Genomic DNA, 17,155 nt, shown 5'->3' with positions numbered 1-17,155 from the left:
TGAGGAGCACCGGGTCGGCATGGACCTGTCGGGAAAAAAAGTTTTGATATTGGGGCTTGGAATTTCGGGAACCAGTGCGGCGAATTTTTGCGCCGCAAAGGGAGCCCTGGTGCTCGCCGCCGACGAGGCGCCAGCATCAGAGATCAGCGGCTTCGACGCCCTGGCACCGGGTATCGAGACCGTAACCGGAACCGCGCTGCCGGATCCCGCCGACTTTGATCTCGTCGTGCCCAGCCCCGGGATTCCCAACGCACGATACGCCGAGCGCGCTCGTGCGGTCGCGGGGGACATCGAACTCGCCGGGCAGTTTCTCGAGATTCCGATCGTGGCCGTCACGGGCACCAATGGAAAGTCGACCACGGTGCGTCTCATCGAAGCGATGTTGCAGGGCGCAGGGCTGCGGGCCAGGGCGGCCGGCAATCTCGGCACCCCGGCGCTTTCGCTCGTCGGCGAACCCCTGGATGCCGCGGTGCTCGAAGTCTCGTCGTTCCAGCTCGAGGCCGTCGAACACTTTCGTCCCCGGGTGGCGGTCGTCTTGAACATCAGCCCGGACCACCTGGATCGACACGGCGACTTCGAAGCCTATCGCCGGGCCAAGCTGCGCATCGTCGAACGACAGGGGCCCGACGACGTGGTGATCCTCAATTTCGATGATCCCGTGACCCGCGAGTTTGAAAATCGCTGCGAGGCGCAGATCTGGGGCTTCAGCCGACGGCAACCGGTCGAGAACGGCGTCTGCCTCGATGCCGGCGTCGCCTTGATTCGCGACGGCAAACAGGTCCGGCGCGTTTCCATCGACGGCCTGCGCCTTGCCGGCGTGCACAATCTCGAAAATGTTCTCGCTGCCCTCGCCGCGGTCACGGCGCTGGGGGTCGATCCCAGTCGCGCGATCGGCGCGGTGCTCGACTTCCCTGGCCTGCCCCATCGCTCTGAGTACGTTGCATCCGTTTCGGGAGTGACCTTCATCAACGACTCAAAGGCCACGAACCCGGGCGCCGCCGTTCGCTCGCTCGAAGGCTTCGACTCACCGGTGGTCTGGATCGCCGGGGGCCGGGACAAGGGGCTCGACTTCGCGGAACTCGCGGACATGGCGGCCGCGCGGGTGAAGTCTGCGCTGTTCTACGGCGAGTCCGCAGGGCTCCTGGCAGAGGCCCTCGCCGGCCGCATCGATGTACGTCGAGTCGAAGATCTGGCCGAAGCTGTCGCGCTGGCGGCAACGATCGCGCAATCGGGTGACACCGTACTGCTGGCGCCCGCCTGCGCGAGCTTCGATCAATTCAAGAGCTTCGAAGACCGCGGCGATCACTTTCGTCTCGCCGTCCGCGCTATCGCACAGACCGAACAGACCGCGCAGGAGACAAAAAACTGATGGGTGTCCGCGAAGCGCGCAGAAGCAGAAACGGACGAATCACCGCAGCGGCCGGCCGCGAGAGTGCGATCTCCCACTCGCACATCGACAGTGGGCTCTTGCTCTCCGCACTGGTGCTGGTCGGGATCGGTGTCGTGATGAGTTACAGCACCACAGCACCGCTCTCCATCGACCAAACCATCCCACCGCTCTTCGTACACCACATGACCGCTCTTGCGATCGGGCTAATGACCGCAACCGCGGCGGCTTTCGTACCGCTCGTCATGTGGCACCGAATCGCGCTACCGATCTGGATCCTGGGCGTCCTGATGTTGTTCGCCACCTTCTTGTTCGGCGTAGAGGTCAATGGAGCGCAGCGTTGGCTCGCGATCCCGGGTACGGGTATCCGCTTTCAGCCCGTTGAGCCCGTCAAGTTTGCAACCCTGCTCGCGGTCGCCGCGATCATCGCGCCCCAGGACGGCCGCACTCAACTCAGCCGCGGGCGCGCACTCGCCGCAATCGGCGTCGCACTGCCCGCAATCTTGTTTCTTCTCATGCAGCCCGATCTCGGCAATGCGATCTTGCTCGCAGCGCTGGTCGCAATGCTCCTGATCGTGGCGGGCATTCCTCTCCGGACCCTGGTGGCACCTGGACTCGTGGCCTGTCTCGGAATTGCGACCTATATCGCCTTCAACCCCTACGCGATGCGCCGGGTGGTCGCCTTTCTCGATCCCTGGAAGGATCCCCAGGGTGCGGGCTTTCAACTCGTTCAGTCGTTCATCGCGTTCAACCAGGGCGGTTTTTTCGGCGTCGGCCTGGGCAACGGCAGACAAAAACTCTTCTACCTCCCCGAAGCCCACACGGATTTCATTCTTTCCCTGGTCGCCGAAGAACTCGGACTGGTCGGCATTCTCGTGGTGCTCGGCGCATTCGCCGCATTGCTGATCTCTGGAACTCGAATCGCCCGACGCGCCAATTCACGCTTCGCCCTGCTGATGGCGTTCGAAACGACCTGTCTGCTCGCAGTCCCGGCGATCGTGAACGCGGCGGTGGTGATGGGCATGCTGCCGACCAAGGGACTCACGCTGCCATTTCTCTCGTACGGGGGAACCTCCCTCGTAATCTGTTGCACGATCCTGGGGGTCCTGCTCGGAATCTCTCGCCAACGCGGTCCCGCCATCATCGTCAGCAATCGGCGGCGCAGTCCGGGGGGCGGCGTATGACGCTTTCCTGGGTCATCGCCGGCGGCGGCACCGGGGGTCATGTGACCATGGCGATCGCCCTGGCCGAAGCGCTGCAGCGTCGGGGCGAACGCGTCCTCGTACTGGGTTCACAAAGCGGGCTCGAGACCGAACTCGTCCCCAGCGCCGGATTCGAACTGGTCGCGTTGTCGAGTCGACAGGTGGTGGGACGCGGGGTGCTCGGGAGTTTGTTCGGGGCACTTTGGATCGTGGCCGCAGCCTTCTCCGCCAGGCGCGCGCTCAACAAGTGCGGGGCGGACGCAGTGATCTCGGTCGGGGGATACGCGGCCATGCCCTCGCTGTTGGCCGCCATCTGCATGAGAATTCCGATCGCGCTGGTCGAACCCAACGCGATTCCCGGGCGAGTCAATCGCTTGACCGCGCGCTTTGCACGTCTCGTCTTTCCGGGCTTCGAGATCACGGCAAAACGTCTCGCAGTGGAGTCGCGCAGTCACTCGCTCGGCGTACCGTTGCGCGAGTCGTTGATCGAGGCTTTCGATCGCGAAGATGAGCGGCGCGCCGCGACCGCACCTTTTCGACTGCTCGTATTCGGAGGCAGCCAAGGCGCCCGCCAAATCAACGAGGCCATGATGACGGCCGCTCCGGGTCTCGCGGAACTCGAGGTCGAGGTCTTCCACTCAGCGGGGAAAGCCGATCGAGATCGCGTCGCCGAGAGCTACGAAAAGGCCGGGGTGAGGGCCGAGACCGTAGCCTTCGAATCCGACCTCCCCGCTCGCTACCGCTGGGCTGACATCGCCATCTGTCGCGCCGGGGCACTCACGATCGCCGAACTCGCCCTGTCGGGTCTCCCCGCCCTGCTCGTTCCCTATCCCTACGCGGCCGACGATCACCAGACGGCAAACGCAGTGGAACTCGAAAACATCGGCGCGGCTCTCAGGCTTACCGGTCTCGAGGAGCCCGTGGCGGGTGGCGAGCGCGTGGTATCGGCATTGCGGAATATCTTTTCGGACCCGACGCGACTCGTCGCCATGGGAACCGCGGCGCGCAGCATGGCCCACCCCCAGGCTGCACGCGAAATCATCGAAACCTGCACGGCGGAGATGTTCTCCGCGACTGTGACCGCAAGCGCTGGGAATACGGGGGGCCCGTCCACGTGAAACACCGCGTGCGACACATGCACTTCGTGGGAATCGCTGGGGTCGGCATGTCCGGACTCGCCGAACTGATGCACAGCCGGGGCTACGAAGTCAGCGGTTCGGATCTCACGGGCGGCCGCATCGTCGATCATCTGAAGCAGCTGGGGATTGCGGTTGGGGTAGGCCATAGCGCGGAACGGGTTCGCGATGCGGATGTCGTGATCCATTCGACCGCGATCGATGCCCAGAACGCCGAACTCGTGGAAGCCAGACGCCGCGGAATTCCGGTCATCCGGCGCGCCGAAATGTTGGCGGAAGCCATGCGAGGGATGCAGGGCATTGCGATCGCTGGAACCCACGGCAAGACGACCACCACCGCACTGATCGCCCATCTACTGGTCCAGGCCAAACTCGACCCGACCGCCCTGGTCGGAGGTCGGCTTCAGGGTCATCCCGGCCGCACGGAAGGGGCGATCATCGGCGGCGGCGATTGGCTCGTGACCGAAGCGGATGAGAGCGACGGCTCATTCCTCGAACTGTCACCGTGCATCAGCGTCGTTACCAATATCGACGCGGACCACCTCGACCACTACGGGAAGATGGAAATCCTCGAAGCCGCGTTCCTTCGTTTCGCGCGCAACATCCCCTTCTGGGGCCTGTGCGTCGTGTGTTCCGATCATCCTCGTGTGCGCTCGCTTTCTCGGCAACTCAGCGGCCGGGTACTCCGCTACGGAACACAAGAGGGCGCAGAACTCCGAGCCCGAGACCTGGTGAGCGACGCCATGGGCATGCGCTTTGGCGTCGAGCGAGGGGGTTCGCAACTCGGCGAGGTCGAACTCCCGCTGCCCGGAATCCACAATGTCGAAAACGCCCTGGCGGCCTTGGGCGTGGCCCTCGAAGTCGGCGTTCCGTTCGCCCAGGCGGCCGCTGGCCTGGCGAGCTTCCGCGGCGTGGCTCGCCGCTTTGAAGACAAGGGAAGCGTCGGCGGCGTGCGAGTGATCGACGACTACGGACATCATCCGATCGAAGTCCGGGCCACTCTCCGCGCCGCGCGCGCACTCCATTCGGGCCGAATCGTCACGATCTTTCAGCCCCACCGCTTTTCGCGAACCCGAGACTGCATGGACGAGTTCAGCCACGCATTTGCGGATTGCGATGTGTTGATCGTGACCGACACCTACGCGGCGGGTGAGTCGCCGATCCAGGGCGCGTCGGCGAGCGATCTCGCGCGCGATATCCAGAAGGCCGGTCATCCGGATGTTCGCTATATGGATCGCTTCGCAGACATCATCGATGCCCTGCAAGCTTCGCTCAAGAGCGGAGACCTCGTCCTCACCCTGGGTGCAGGAGACGTCACTCAACTCGGGCCCAGGCTGCTCGAACGACTGCGTACGGGGGCGTCGACGTGATGGAACAGCGGGCCCAAGAAGCGTTGGTGCAGTTGCTCGGAGAGCGAATCTCCTTCGATGTTCCCATGTCCCGCCACACTTCCCTGCGCATTGGCGGTCGGGCAGACGCGGTCGCAGCACCGGCGAGCGCTGACGAAACCGCTGCCCTGCTCCGGATCTGCCATCGCTTCCGGCTCCCTCACACGGTGCTGGGCAACGGATTCAATACGCTGGTGCTCGACGGCGGGATCGAAGGAGTCACGCTCTTGACCAACAAGCTGCGCAGTCTGGAAGAACGCCCGGGCGGAGGCTTACGCGCCCAGGCCGGTGTTTCTCACGCGAGCCTTATGCGCCTGTGCACCCAAAAGGGTTACAGCGGACTCGAATTCGGAGCCGGCATTCCCGGGACCGTAGGGGGTTGGATCGCGATGAACGCCGGTATCGGGTCGCGCGAAGCCAAGGACGTGGTGATCGAAGTCGAAGTCGTGAGCCCAACCGGGCGCAAGCGTTCCCACCTCGGCCGCGACGCGCTGCGGTTTTCGTATCGCTCCCTGCGCGGCCTCGCAGCGGGAAGCGTGATCGTCTCCGCGCTGCTCGCCGTCGAAATTGCAGATCCCGATGCGGTCAAAGATGAAGTCAAGCGACTGCTCGCAGCGCGTGCGGGTTCGCAACCGCTGGACGTACCCACTTGCGGCTCCGTGTTCAAGAACCCGGCGGGAGACTTCGCGGGCAGGTTGATCGAAGCCGCCGGACTGAAGGGCGCCGTGCGCGGAGGCGCCCAGATCTCCACCATCCATGCAAACTTCATTGCCAACACCGGCGGCGCCAAAGCCGCAGACGTGCTGGCCCTGATGCGCGAAGTCCAGGAACAGGTCAAAGCAAAGACCGGCATCCAGTTGCAACCCGAGGTGCGAATCCTCGGCAGGGAGGCGGCATGAGTCCAAAACGCACGACTCGGGGAAAAGCCAGCGGCAAGGCCAGACGCCAGAGTTCGTGGGTCAGCCGACTGACGCAACGCTGGCCCCCGCTCGGACGCGGGGTCCGCGGTGCAGGGCGCAGTCGCGGTCGCGTCGGACCCGGGCGAATTCAGCGAGGTTCCTTTGCTGTTTACTTTCGTCCCGCCGTCGCGGGACTGTTCTTCATTGCGCTGGTGCTTGGCGTTTTGGTCAGCCACCCGGTCATCGAAAGTTCCCGGGGAGACAAGCAGAGCGCGCTGCAGGTCCGGGTTCAATCCGTTGCAGTGTTGGGCAACCATCGGCTTTCATTGGCCGACGTTGCCCGGGCGAGTGGCGTCGCACCCGACAGCCTCGCCAGTGAAGTCGATTCCGCGCAGGTCGCAAAGACTCTCGAACAACATCCCTGGATAAGACGTGCCGAGGCGACCCTGCTGCCCGACGGCAAATTGCTCGTCCGCATCAAAGAGCGCAAACCGATCGCATTGGTACGAGAAGTGGTGCGAGACTCCCGAAACGCCGACAACACCGAAAACCAAACCGTCTGGCGTCTTGTGGATGCAACCGGCACGCCCTTTGCGCGAACCCGGGCCGAGGATTGGAGTCGCCTGCCCCGCTTGCGCAGTCAGCGGACCCTGGCGACGGGCGAGATCGATCCCACCCTGGTCGAGGCACTCTCGATCGTGAGGTTCATGCGCAGCCACGCCGGGCGACGCCTGGGGGCGCGCGAAATCGAACTTCCCGCGCGCGACGCGGGCCGGGGCTGGGTGCTGCACTCCCAGACGCTTCCCCACACCGTCATCCTGGGCGAGAAAGAACTCGAACCTCGCCTCGAAAGACTCGCTCTGCTGCTCGCTTCCGACCTGCCGTCGGCGCGAGGAGCGGAGGAAATCGATCTTCGCTTCGCAGACCGTGCAGTTCTGAGGAGTCGGTCTCCGTCTCGGTGAGGGAGGAGACTAATAGTGGCGGTTTCGCGCGGATGCGCGGGGTCGTCCATCGAGTGCCATGCGGGAAACCGGTGGCCGCTTAAGGGGGGTGAGGCATGACACGCAAGGAAGACTTGATCGTCGGGTTGGACATCGGCACCACCAAGATCTGCGCAATCGTGGGAGAACGAACGGAGAACGGTGTGAATATCATCGGCATCGGGACTCACGTTTCGAAGGGCCTGCGCAAGGGTGTCGTGATTGACATCGATGCCACTGTCCACTCAATCAAGATGGCGGTTGAAGAAGCCGAGATGATGGCGGATTGCGAAATTGCCTCGGTCTATGCCGGAATCGCGGGAGGTCATATTCGCGGTTTCAACTCCAACGGCGTCGTGGCACTCAAGGATCGCGAGGTTCGCCAAAGCGACATCCGTCGCGTGATCGACGCCGCCAAGGCCGTAGCCATTCCGATGGATCGCGAGGTCATCCACATCATCCCCCAGGAGTTCGTGATCGACGAACAGGATGGAATCCGCGAACCCCTCGGCATGAGCGGCGTGCGACTCGAAGCGAAGATCCACATCGTCACGGCGGCCGTGACGAGCGCGCAAAATATCGTGAAGTCGTGCAACAAGGCCGGGCTCAACGTCATCGATATCGTGCTCGAACCCCTGGCTTCAGCCCAGGCCGTGCTGGCGAGTGACGAGCGGGAACTCGGCGTGTGCATGATCGACATCGGCGGCGGCACGACGGACATCGCTGTATTCGCCGACGGTTCGATCAAGAACACCTCGGTGCTCGGATTTGGCGGGTATCACCTGACCAACGACATCGCGGTCGGTCTGCGCACACCCTTCAACGAAGCCGAGCGCATCAAGAAGACCTTCGGTGTGGCGTCGGCGCGTTTTCTCTCGAGCGACGACGTGCTCACGGTTCCGTCGGTCGGGGGGCGACGGCCACGGGAGGTGTCGCGCAAGATCTTGTGCGAAATCATCGAGCCCCGGGCGGAAGAAATCCTCACCTTGGCGAGACAGGAGATCGTGCGCTCGAATCTCGCCGATCGCATTCCGTCGGGGGTAGTCCTCACCGGCGGAGCGGCGGCCCTGGCCGGAATTGCCGAACTCGCTGAGGAAATCTTCGAAGCGCCGGTCCGGATCGGTACGCCGATCAACGTCGGCGGACTGCTCAATGTGGTCAAGAGCCCGATGTACGCAACGGGAGTCGGCCTGGTCTGTCACGGGTTTTCCCAGGAATCAACTCGTTTCAAGGGCTTCCGAATTCGCGACGAGTCGATCTTCGGTCGGGTCAAACAGCGTATGCGCGACTGGTTCTACACCGAGTTCGCATAGCTTCGAGTCGACCCCCCAATTTCCAACCCGACCGGCAGAAAAGAATGGGCACAAAAACTTAATTTGGTGTTACATTTAGCGCGCACGAGCCATTGAGAGCGCGTAGGGGGAAAGAAATGGCGAAGAAGAAGCGGAACAAGAAGTCCGAACCTGTCGATTTGCTCGAGATCGGCCCGGACGACGGGCAGGAATTCCTGGAATTCGAAGCGTCGGCGAACCAATCGGCGACGATCAAGGTCATCGGGGTTGGCGGCGGCGGCGGGAATGCCCTGAACACGATGATCCGGTCGGGACTCCGCGGGGTCGACTTCATCGCCGCGAACACGGATGCCCAGGCTTTGAAGCACAACCTGGCTCCGATCAAGATTCAGTTGGGAGCCGAGGTCACCCGGGGTCTCGGCTGTGGAGCCAATCCTGATCGCGGTCGCGCTTCTGCCCTCGAGGCGCGGGAGCGCTTGCGAGAGCTTCTCGAAGGCTCCGACATGATCTTCGTGACTGCCGGAATGGGCGGCGGAACCGGAACCGGTGCTGCACCGATCGTCGCGGAAGTCGCACGAGAAATTGGCGCCCTGACCGTGGGTGTGGTCACCAAACCTTTCATGTTCGAAGGCAAGGTGCGAACGAAGCACGCTGATCGCGGAATTGACGAACTGCACCAGGTCGTCGATACCCTGATCACGATTCCCAACCAGCGCCTGCTGGCCCTCGCCGGAAAGAACACCGGTATCCAAGATGCCTTCACCCTCGCCGACGATGTCTTGCTCAATGCAGTTCGCGGCATTTCCGATCTGATCACGATCCACGGCCTGATCAATCTCGACTTCGCTGATGTTCGCACGGTGATGAACGAAGCCGGTGTCGCCATGATGGGGACCGGGATCGGACGCGGCGAATCGCGTGCGGTCGACGCCGCCCAGTCGGCAATCTCGAGCCCGTTGCTCGAAGATCTTTCGATCGAGGGAGCGCGCGGCGTATTGATCAACATCACCGGCAGCGAAAGCATGAGCTTGTTCGAGGTAAACGAAGCCTCGACACTGGTTCAAGAAGCAGCGCACGAAGACGCAAACATCATCTTCGGTGCGGTGATCGATGAAACCATGGATGACGACGAGATCCGGGTCACCGTCATTGCGACCGGTCTCGAAGGGGTCCAATCGCGAACGCGACCACCTCGGCGGCGCAGCTACGACGACGAGATCTGCACACCTCTGACGGCTCCGGCCAACGTCACGTCCCTGCATATGGAATCCGAAGTTGCGCAACAGGAGCGGCAAAGCGAACCCGCGGCTCAGATTGACGAATCGGAACTCGAACCCATCCCGATGAGCGCCGACGAGATGGCACACGCGGAGGCGAGCGCGGGGGAGTTCGCCTCACCTTTTGAAGACGAACTCGATACTCCGGCGTTCCTGCGACGCAGACAAAGCGAACGGGAGGAAGACCCGGAGGAACCGGCGTTCTTGCGCCGCGCCCAGGACTAATCCCTCTGCTGAAGGTTCGGTATTTGCACCCGTGCGACTTGACGCACCGGAGGGACGCTACTCTCCGGTGCGTTTTGTTTTGTTTCGCGTACGCGCGGATTTGGTGTGACGAGTCGGGAGAAGAGCCGTGACGGACAATCTATCGGGCCATGAATCGAATCGTGACGCGTGGATTCTCGAGGCGTGTGAGGACGAGATCGTCACGCTGACGTTCAACGATCAGGCCCATCTCAATGCCATGACCCAACCCATGGGCGAAGCGTTCCGCGACTGCATCCAGCGGTTGAAGGACGACGCGGCCGTGCGTGCGGTCGTCATCACCGGAAGCGGCAGCGCATTTTCTGCCGGGGGTGACCTCGACATGATCGAGGGACTCGCCCAGCAGGCCCGACGAGGCGATGCGCGAGCGTCGATCCAGGCCTTCATGCGATCGTTCTACGAACTCTTCCTGTCGCTCCGCACGCTGCCCGTCCCGACTCTGGCGGCGATCAACGGCCATGCGATCGGGGCCGGGCTGGGCGTCGCCCTCGCCTGCGACATTCGCTACGTCGCCCGAGAAGCCAAACTGGGGCTCAACTTCACCAAACTCGGGCTGCACCCGGGCATGGGCGTTTCCTGGACCCTGCCCCGCCTGATCGGCCCGTCCCTGGCCGCTGAATTGCTCTACACGAGCCGTACGGTGACTGGAGAGGAGGCCGCCGCACTGGGACTCGCCAGCCGCTGCCTGCCGGCGGCCGAAGTACTGCCCGCGACCCTGAAAGTTGCCCGGGAAATCGCCAGCTGCTCTCCTGTGGCCGTCCGCTCCCTCAAAAAGGGCCTCGCCCACTCGCCCGAAGTCGATCTGGCCGCCCAGTTGGACTTCGAATCGTCCGAGCAAGCGACTTGTTTCGAGAGTGATGACATGCTGGAGGGGCTCGCCGCAGCACTGGAGCGCCGCACACCCGAATTCGAGGGGCGTTGACCTGTTTCGTCAGTACCTAATGTGGATAGATGGCGCAGACGTCTCTCGAGTTCCGTCCAATGGACACCAAATTGACGATTCTCGCCGTCTCCCAGCGTAAATCCATCACACCCAGCATCGAATCGTCTCTTCTCATGTGACTTCTGCCACATTGAGAATTTTATTTCGCCCGATACCTAAAGAACATTGGATGAAACGCGAAAGAGACTCTAAGTTCCCGCGCAACGACGATGCAACAATAAGTCGTCAGCACATCGCGAGAACCGAGGATCGTTCGAAAAGAATCACAGGGGGGAGCTCTCGTGAGCCGCGCACTTCGAAGTCACAATCTGTGGTTGGCCGTCACCTATGTCGGCCTGCTGCTACTGATGGCCCGGGCATACGCCTGAGATTTCGCTGAGATATCGCCCTTCCGGTCCGCCCTTGAGGTGCTAGAGCGCCTCGCTCGGGGCCTGAATTTCCATCGCATTGAAGAAATAGGAAATTTCTAGATTCGCGGTTTCCGGGGCATCGCTGCCGTGGGATGCATTGCGTTCGATGTCGGTGCCGAAGTCGCCGCGAATCGTTCCGGCGGGCGCCTCTTCAGAGTTGGTGGGGCCCATCAAATCGCGCCAGCGAGCGATGGCGTCATCGCCTTCCATGACGATCGCGACGACCGGCCCTTCCGTCATGAATTTGACCAGATCTCCGAAAAATGGCCGCTCCTTGTGAACGGCGTAGAAGCCCTGCGCCTGGGCTTCGCTCAGTCTCATCAGTTTCATTGCAATGATTTTGAGACCACTTTCGTCGATCTTCGCGAGAATCTTCCCCGCACTGCCCGCCGCGACGGCGTCCGGCTTGATGATTCCAAATGTTCGTTGTTGCTTCGCCATGAAATTCCTCTGCTCGCGCCGTCACCTGGCGGACGCTTGTGTTTGCCTCTCCCCTTTCGCGGGCCGGTAACGTAGCGGCTGCACTATCGCTAGGAAAGCGAGAGCACCACCTTGCCAAAGTGTTCACCGGCTTTCATGACCCGATGGGCCTCGGGCGCTTGCTCCAAGGGCAACACCCGGTCCACGACCGGGCCGATCGCGCCGTTCTCGAGGGCGTCTGCAAAGCGAGCCATCAGGCCTTGAACGATTGCAGCCTTTTCGAGGTCTGTGCGGCCGCGCAGGGTCGAACCCATGATCTGAAGTCGCTTGAGCAAAAGTTGGCCGAGTGATATTTCTGCCTTGGCACCACCCATCAAGCCGATCAGCACAAGCCGCCCGCCGGTCGCGAGACTACTCAGGTTCTGTCCCAAATAGGGACCGCCGATCGAATCGAGAATTACATCGACTCCGTCACCTCCCGTCGCCTCGCGCGCCGCCGCGACAAAGTCGCCCGTGCGATAGTTGACCGCGACATCGGCACCGAGATCCAGACAACGCTCGCACTTTTCATCACTGCCCGCGGTCACGACACAAGTCGCTCCCGCGGCCTTCACGAGTTGGATGAAGGCCGTGCCAATGCCGCTGCCTCCCCCGTGTACCAGGGCGCTACCTCCGTCGGGGAGTCCGGCGAGTTGAAACACATTGAGGAAGACCGTCAGGAAGACCTCGGAAAACCCAGCCGCCTCCAGGTAGCTGAGTCTCTCTGGAATCCGCATCACACTGCCCGCTGCGACGACGACTTCTTCGGCGTATCCCCCTCCGGAGAGCAAAGCCATCACGCGATCACCGACTGCAAAATCCGCGGCATCGTCGGCAATTTCGATGACCTCACCTGCGCATTCGAGTCCCAAGATCGGAGAGGCACCGGGAGGTGGAGGATAAAGCCCCTGACGCTGCAGCAGATCAGCGCGGTTGACCGAGGTTGCCGCTACGCGGATGCGCACGCACCCGGGACGCATCGCCGGTGCTTCGACCTCTGCGAGCTTCATGCACGACTCGTCACCGGGTTCTTCTATCGTGATGGCCTTCAAAACCGACTCCTCTGCGAAATTTTGCTCTTCTCGACCCGCGGGCCCGGGTCACAGATACCATTCAATTGGCTCCCAACACTAGCCCGCGTTCAAAAACCCTCAGGAACGAACTCATTTCGAGGCTCCGACCGCCCCATTCCCCAGAGCCAGCGCGGCGCGCTATTCCGGGGCATGGGTTACGTTCTCGCCCGTTGGAGGTGGACGGAGGATCGCCGGCGGACACTTATCGTTCGCGGGAGGAAAGTCCGGGCTCCGCAGGGTGGGGAAGTCGCTAACAGCGACCCGGGGCAACCCGAGGGAAAGCGCAACAGAAATCACACCGCCGATGGCTTTGTAACTGCAAGTTCAATTGAGCTTGCCGTTCGGGTTGGCGCTTCGCGCCAACCCAGCACAGGTAAGGTTGAAATCGTGGGGTAAGAGCCCACGCGCGACAGCCGGGTGACCGGCGGCGAGGCAAGCCCTTCCCGGAGCAAGCTCGAATAGGGATACCGTAGAGGATGACCCGTCCTAATAGATCGGCTCGCGCCGATCTAGGGTATCCGGGTGAGAGCGCTCGAGCGGCACGGCAACGTGTCGCCTAGATGAATGATCCTCACTGTGGAGGGCGAGAGCCCTTTGCAGAACAGGACCCGGCTTACAGTCCACTGCTGGCCGATTGAATGGGTCAGGACCCGGCGGGAGGAAGTCGAGAAATCGATCATTCCCGCTGGGCTCCCACATTTTGCCCCGGAACTCCCTCGACCCGATCAGTCCAGGTCCAGCCTGAGACAGCGAATCTCCCCGAGGCGGTCCGGGTTGTACGCATTCCATTTGGCGTCGGGCAACTCAGCGTGGGACGCAGTGCAAAAGCCTGCTCGGCGAAAGAAGTCAACGACCCGGGGCGACGTCGTGCAGGCAAATACGTACTTCATGCCCTGGTCTTTCGCGCGAGAGACCGCAAACCGGAGCAGATGAGCGCCGACACCTTCTCCGAGAAATCGCGTGAGCGCATAGAGCGAGGCGATCTCTCCGGCCCGATCCTCGGGATAGGGCAACAGCGCGCAAATTCCAGCGAGGTAGCGCCCTTCGACGAAGGCCCCGAATCCGTTGGTCAGCGCGAGTTCGACCTCTCGATCGGACCGAAACAGCAGATATTCTTCTTCGATACCCCGCTGTATCAAGTTCTCTGCCGCGTCGTATTCGTCGAGAGCGAGCGCCCGCACTTCGGTGTATCCCTCGGGCGAATAGAAGGTGCCCGAGCCCACATAGGTAAAGAGCTCGTCTGCGAGCGCACCGGGTAGACACGCGCTGACCGAAGCGAGTCCGCCGGAGATCATTTTTTCGATCTCGCGCAACAACTCGACATCGAGGTCTCCAGCAGCCGCAGCTGCTTCAGTCCCCTCTCCGGATCCCAGCGCTGGCGCACAGAGTTCGGCGAGATCGGCCAGATCAACCAACGACCGCCGCCGTCCTTCCGGCAGCCACAACACACCGCGGCTTCCGAGCCACACGAGCTTGGCCAGTTTGAGCTCGAGGGTGACCCGGGAACACAGTGCGGGCAGGCTCTCGCCGGGCGAGCCCACGAGACCGATCGACGGATGCTTCTGAAGCTGGCGCCACGCCGTCCCCACCCAATCGGAGCCGAGTGTCTCGAGCGCAGCCGTGCCTGAAAACTCGCTCAGCAGCCGTGTATCAGCTCCCAGCAAGATCACCCGGGTGTCGTTGGCGGCGAGGTCGGCCAGGACCTGTTCCACTACCAGACGATCTTCTCCGGCGACCGCGGGCTCTTCAGGCAGGGCGATTGCGAGGGTGCGCCCGCGAAATTCGGCGAGATAAAAGTCTCGTTCAGAGAACGGAACAGGTATTTGAGAATTGGACTCCACCGCGCGCAGTGTGACGAATTGAGCGAGACCTGCACGGGAATCCTTCGGACCTGGCCCCAGCGCAAAACCCGCGGGGACGCCAGATTTACGGATTTTATGGCGAACTCAGAGCCACGACCGGAATCAGACTACCTGGACCGTTTGAATTCGTTGCAGGATTGATTCTCTCGTCACCAGCCCGGGCTCCACGGCCACCTTAAGATAGAGGCTTCTTGGCCTTATTACAGAGATGTTGTAAAAAGCACCCGGTTGACAAACGCGACAAGGAATCTCTTGGGGTAAGGGGGTGCCGGTCCGATGAAGAAGCATGTGGGCAAAAGACCCCGTAATTGTACGAAGCTCTGAGGCGCCGCTCATAGCACTGAGTTAGGTGCTGTAATACTAAAGGAGAATCAAATAGTTAAGACGACACTTGCGGTCATCGGCGAGTCTTGGGTATAAAGACAGCCCGGGAAGCATCATCGGAGTTCCATTTTGTAGGCAGAATTTGCCCGACCAGGGTCAGGTTGTCTCCAAAAGCACCGGAACAAGCTCCTACTTAATTCCGTAGGAAGACCTGAGAACCGAGGAACCGCAAGGTTTTCGTCCGACAGCCAAATTAATGCTGGCAAACTAGGCGCTGAGCCTTCAAACTCCGAGGTCGCTTGACGCGCCCCAAGCAGCGGGCAATGCCCACGAGGTGAGACGGTCGACGACACCGCAATTGGAACCACGAGACCAGAAGATCGCGACGCCGATGGGGGCGGCCACGATCGAACAAGCGCTCAATTCACGTGGTCAGCATCACATCTAGTGTGCCGTATTTGGATCCATCAATCACCAAGAAAGCGCAGGTTTGCGCATGACCGAGATTGATGAGTCGAAGACTGAATGAAAGACTGGACATAAGACACCGCGCGCAAGCTGGCTCTCGTCCCACGTCCCCGATGTTTCCGCCAGAGGCGGATCAAAAAAGACGGTTCGACCCAGCATAGCGGCAACATGAATTGAGAAAGACAAAAACCAGAACCGGTACCGGGCGCAGTAACACGGTCAGGCTCTGTACGTACATAGACAAGGAACAGAACGCAACCAACCAAGCAATAGAACCGGCGCGATTCAGGCGGTATCCGATCCAATTATTGGAAGTGCACTGACAAGCCGAAGGGGTGAGGAATTGAAAGCGGAACAGCAGGTTGAGACAACCTCGAAAGATGACGGCCGGCAGGCTGTGACAGGGGCGACACCCGTCGTCTCGGCGGAAGAACTCGATCCCGGTCGCGAACGGCGACCGCTGGAGTCGTACTTCCAGGAGATCGGCGGTACCCGCACGTTGAAGCGCGAAGAAGAGGTCTTCCTCGCGAAGGACCTCGAAGCGGCCACTGCGGCCCTGCGCGATGCTCTTTACTTAGTGCCGAGTTCTGCTCGACACGTGGTTTCACGCTGGGACGCGCTCCGCGCCCTGTCCCACACCGGTGCGAAACTTTCCGAGTCGGTGGGGGATGAAGAGACCGGCGAGATCGCCGCACGAGTCGAACGAGCGGTCAAGAAGTTGCGAGTTCTGCTGGCGACGCGAGCGGAGCACCACGAGGCCGCCGCCGGCGATTACAACTCCGACCTGGCGAAGGTCGACGGCAAAATCTCGAAGGAAATGCACAACGCTCGCCTTTCCCTGGTGTTGCTGGTCGAGTTGCGAGAAAACGCGCTGACCCTGGCGCGAGAGATTCGCAAGACTCGCAGGCGGACCAAGCGTCTGGCCGAACTCGAGGATGAGACGGGCGTCGACAAGGCGCGCATGCTCAAGCTCGCGGAAGACGTCGAAGATGCTCAGGAGCAGATGACCACGGTCAAGAACCGTTTCATCGAGCACAACCTGAAGTTGGTTGTGGCCATCGCCAAGGACTACCGAAATCTCGGCCTCTCCTTTCCCGATTTGATTCAGGAAGGAAATCTCGGTCTGATCCGGGCGGTTGAGAAATTCGATCATCGACGCGGCTTCAAGTTCTCGACCTACGCGGTTTGGTGGATTCGACAGGCACTGGTTCGAGCGATTCAGAATCACTCACGGACCATTCGCCTTCCGTCTCATGTGCACGATCGGCTCCAGCGAAGCCAGCGGGTTCGCGCAGAGTTGACCGGCAAGTTGGGTCGCGAACCCACCCCGGCCGAACTCGCTCCGGCGCTGGGTACCGACACCGAAGCCCTGGAGGCATTGGATCGATTGTCCCGAGAGGCAATCTCGCTCGAATCGAACGTTTCGGGCACCGAAAAGCGGCTCGAGGACTTCGTTGCGGACCAGCAGGGCGCGATGCCCGACGGCGGAATGGACAACGATCGCTTGCGCACCGGCGTGGGCACGTTGATCGGTTCACTCACCCCACGCGAACAACTGATCCTGCGGCTGCGCTACGGCCTTGCGGGCGAAGAGGAGCACACCCTCGAGCAAATCGGCCAGACGCTTGGGCTGAGCCGAGAACGTGTCCGGCAGTTGGAAGCGCGGGCGCTCAAGCGACTGCGGGAAACTCAGCCTGCATTGCGGTTGCATCCGATTCTGGAGCCGTAACTGCAGATGCAGTGAGGGGTCGGGCGACAGCCCGAGCCACTGGAAACCTCGAAGCGGCGCCT

The 17,155-nt window shown here is 61.8% G+C and carries 13 protein-coding genes and 1 other RNA gene; 11 read left to right on the top strand and 3 right to left on the bottom strand.

Annotation, left to right across the window (positions count from 1 at the left end; all coding sequences use genetic code 11):
• The first annotated feature begins 19 nt into the window (after nt 1-19).
• The 9 genes from murD to IH881_02840 all read left to right on the top strand — a co-directional run bounded on the left by murD (nt 20) and on the right by IH881_02840 (nt 10,747).
• Nucleotides 20-1,369: a UDP-N-acetylmuramoyl-L-alanine--D-glutamate ligase gene (murD, locus tag IH881_02880; protein MCH7866613.1), complete on the top strand. Its 1,350-nt coding sequence runs from the start codon at nt 20-22 to the stop codon at nt 1,367-1,369.
• Nucleotides 1,369-2,571, top strand: coding sequence for a putative lipid II flippase FtsW (ftsW, locus tag IH881_02875; GenBank protein MCH7866612.1), 1,203 nt, complete (start codon nt 1,369-1,371; stop codon nt 2,569-2,571). The genes murD and ftsW overlap by 1 nt, the downstream gene beginning before the upstream one ends.
• Nucleotides 2,568-3,707, top strand: coding sequence for an undecaprenyldiphospho-muramoylpentapeptide beta-N-acetylglucosaminyltransferase (murG, locus tag IH881_02870; GenBank protein MCH7866611.1), 1,140 nt, complete (start codon nt 2,568-2,570; stop codon nt 3,705-3,707). The genes ftsW and murG overlap by 4 nt, the downstream gene beginning before the upstream one ends.
• On the top strand, nt 3,704-5,095 hold the full coding sequence (locus IH881_02865) for a UDP-N-acetylmuramate--L-alanine ligase (protein ID MCH7866610.1): 1,392 nt from the start codon (nt 3,704-3,706) through the stop codon (nt 5,093-5,095). Before murG ends, IH881_02865 begins: the two co-directional genes overlap by 4 nt.
• Nucleotides 5,095-6,012, top strand: coding sequence for a UDP-N-acetylmuramate dehydrogenase (gene murB, locus IH881_02860; GenBank protein MCH7866609.1), 918 nt, complete (start codon nt 5,095-5,097; stop codon nt 6,010-6,012). Before IH881_02865 ends, murB begins: the two co-directional genes overlap by 1 nt.
• Entirely contained in the window at nt 6,009-6,974 is a 966-nt protein-coding gene (locus tag IH881_02855) for an FtsQ-type POTRA domain-containing protein (GenBank protein ID MCH7866608.1), read from the top strand. Before murB ends, IH881_02855 begins: the two co-directional genes overlap by 4 nt.
• 95 nt (nt 6,975-7,069) lie before the next feature.
• On the top strand, nt 7,070-8,305 hold the full coding sequence (ftsA, locus tag IH881_02850) for a cell division protein FtsA (GenBank protein MCH7866607.1): 1,236 nt from the start codon (nt 7,070-7,072) through the stop codon (nt 8,303-8,305).
• A 116-nt stretch (nt 8,306-8,421) separates the two neighbouring features.
• Complete coding sequence (gene ftsZ / locus IH881_02845) at nt 8,422-9,786, top strand: cell division protein FtsZ (protein ID MCH7866606.1); 1,365 nt, start codon at nt 8,422-8,424, stop codon at nt 9,784-9,786.
• A gap of 172 nt (nt 9,787-9,958) precedes the next feature.
• Nucleotides 9,959-10,747, top strand: a complete 789-nt coding sequence (locus IH881_02840; protein ID MCH7866605.1) for an enoyl-CoA hydratase/isomerase family protein — start codon at nt 9,959-9,961, stop codon at nt 10,745-10,747.
• 431 nt (nt 10,748-11,178) lie between these two features.
• On the opposite strand, the gene ndk is transcribed toward IH881_02840, so the two are convergent.
• On the bottom strand, nt 11,179-11,619 hold the full coding sequence (ndk, locus tag IH881_02835; protein MCH7866604.1) for a nucleoside-diphosphate kinase: 441 nt from the start codon (nt 11,617-11,619) through the stop codon (nt 11,179-11,181).
• Between the two features lie 89 nt (nt 11,620-11,708).
• A complete protein-coding gene (locus IH881_02830; protein ID MCH7866603.1) occupies nt 11,709-12,689 on the bottom strand; it encodes an NAD(P)H-quinone oxidoreductase in 981 nt (326 codons plus the stop codon).
• Between the two features lie 193 nt (nt 12,690-12,882).
• Here IH881_02830 and rnpB point away from each other — a divergent pair.
• Nucleotides 12,883-13,342, top strand: an RNA gene (rnpB, locus tag IH881_02825) — RNase P RNA component class A.
• Nucleotides 13,343-13,435: 93 nt separating this feature from the next.
• Here rnpB and IH881_02820 read toward each other — a convergent pair.
• The gene (locus IH881_02820; protein ID MCH7866602.1) at nt 13,436-14,551 is read right to left on the bottom strand and encodes a GNAT family N-acetyltransferase; all 1,116 of its coding nucleotides are present in this window, start codon (nt 14,549-14,551) and stop codon (nt 13,436-13,438) included.
• Between the two features lie 1,156 nt (nt 14,552-15,707).
• Between IH881_02820 and IH881_02815 the strand changes: the two genes are divergently transcribed.
• Nucleotides 15,708-17,093, top strand: a complete 1,386-nt coding sequence (locus tag IH881_02815) for a sigma-70 family RNA polymerase sigma factor (protein ID MCH7866601.1) — start codon at nt 15,708-15,710, stop codon at nt 17,091-17,093.
• Nucleotides 17,094-17,155: the final 62 nt, after the last annotated feature.

It is taken from the genome of Myxococcales bacterium (assembly GCA_022563535.1).
Taxonomy (GTDB): domain Bacteria; phylum Myxococcota_A; class UBA9160; order UBA9160; family UBA4427; genus DUBZ01.
Note: the sequence above shows the minus strand (reverse complement) of the source record. Positions and strands in the feature narration are given on the sequence as shown.

Bases quoted from the DNA above. Each gene is read 5' to 3' on its own strand.
- murD (MCH7866613.1), top strand. From the start codon at position 20: ATGGACCTGTCGGGAAAAAAAGTTTTGATATTGGGGCTTGGAATTTCG.
- ftsW (MCH7866612.1), top strand. From the start codon at position 1,369: ATGGGTGTCCGCGAAGCGCGCAGAAGCAGAAACGGACGAATCACCGCA.
- murG (MCH7866611.1), top strand. From the start codon at position 2,568: ATGACGCTTTCCTGGGTCATCGCCGGCGGCGGCACCGGGGGTCATGTG.
- murB (MCH7866609.1), top strand. From the start codon at position 5,095: ATGGAACAGCGGGCCCAAGAAGCGTTGGTGCAGTTGCTCGGAGAGCGA.
- IH881_02855 (MCH7866608.1), top strand. From the start codon at position 6,009: ATGAGTCCAAAACGCACGACTCGGGGAAAAGCCAGCGGCAAGGCCAGA.
- ftsA (MCH7866607.1), top strand. From the start codon at position 7,070: ATGACACGCAAGGAAGACTTGATCGTCGGGTTGGACATCGGCACCACC.
- ftsZ (MCH7866606.1), top strand. From the start codon at position 8,422: ATGGCGAAGAAGAAGCGGAACAAGAAGTCCGAACCTGTCGATTTGCTC.
- ndk (MCH7866604.1), bottom strand. From the start codon at position 11,619: ATGGCGAAGCAACAACGAACATTTGGAATCATCAAGCCGGACGCCGTC.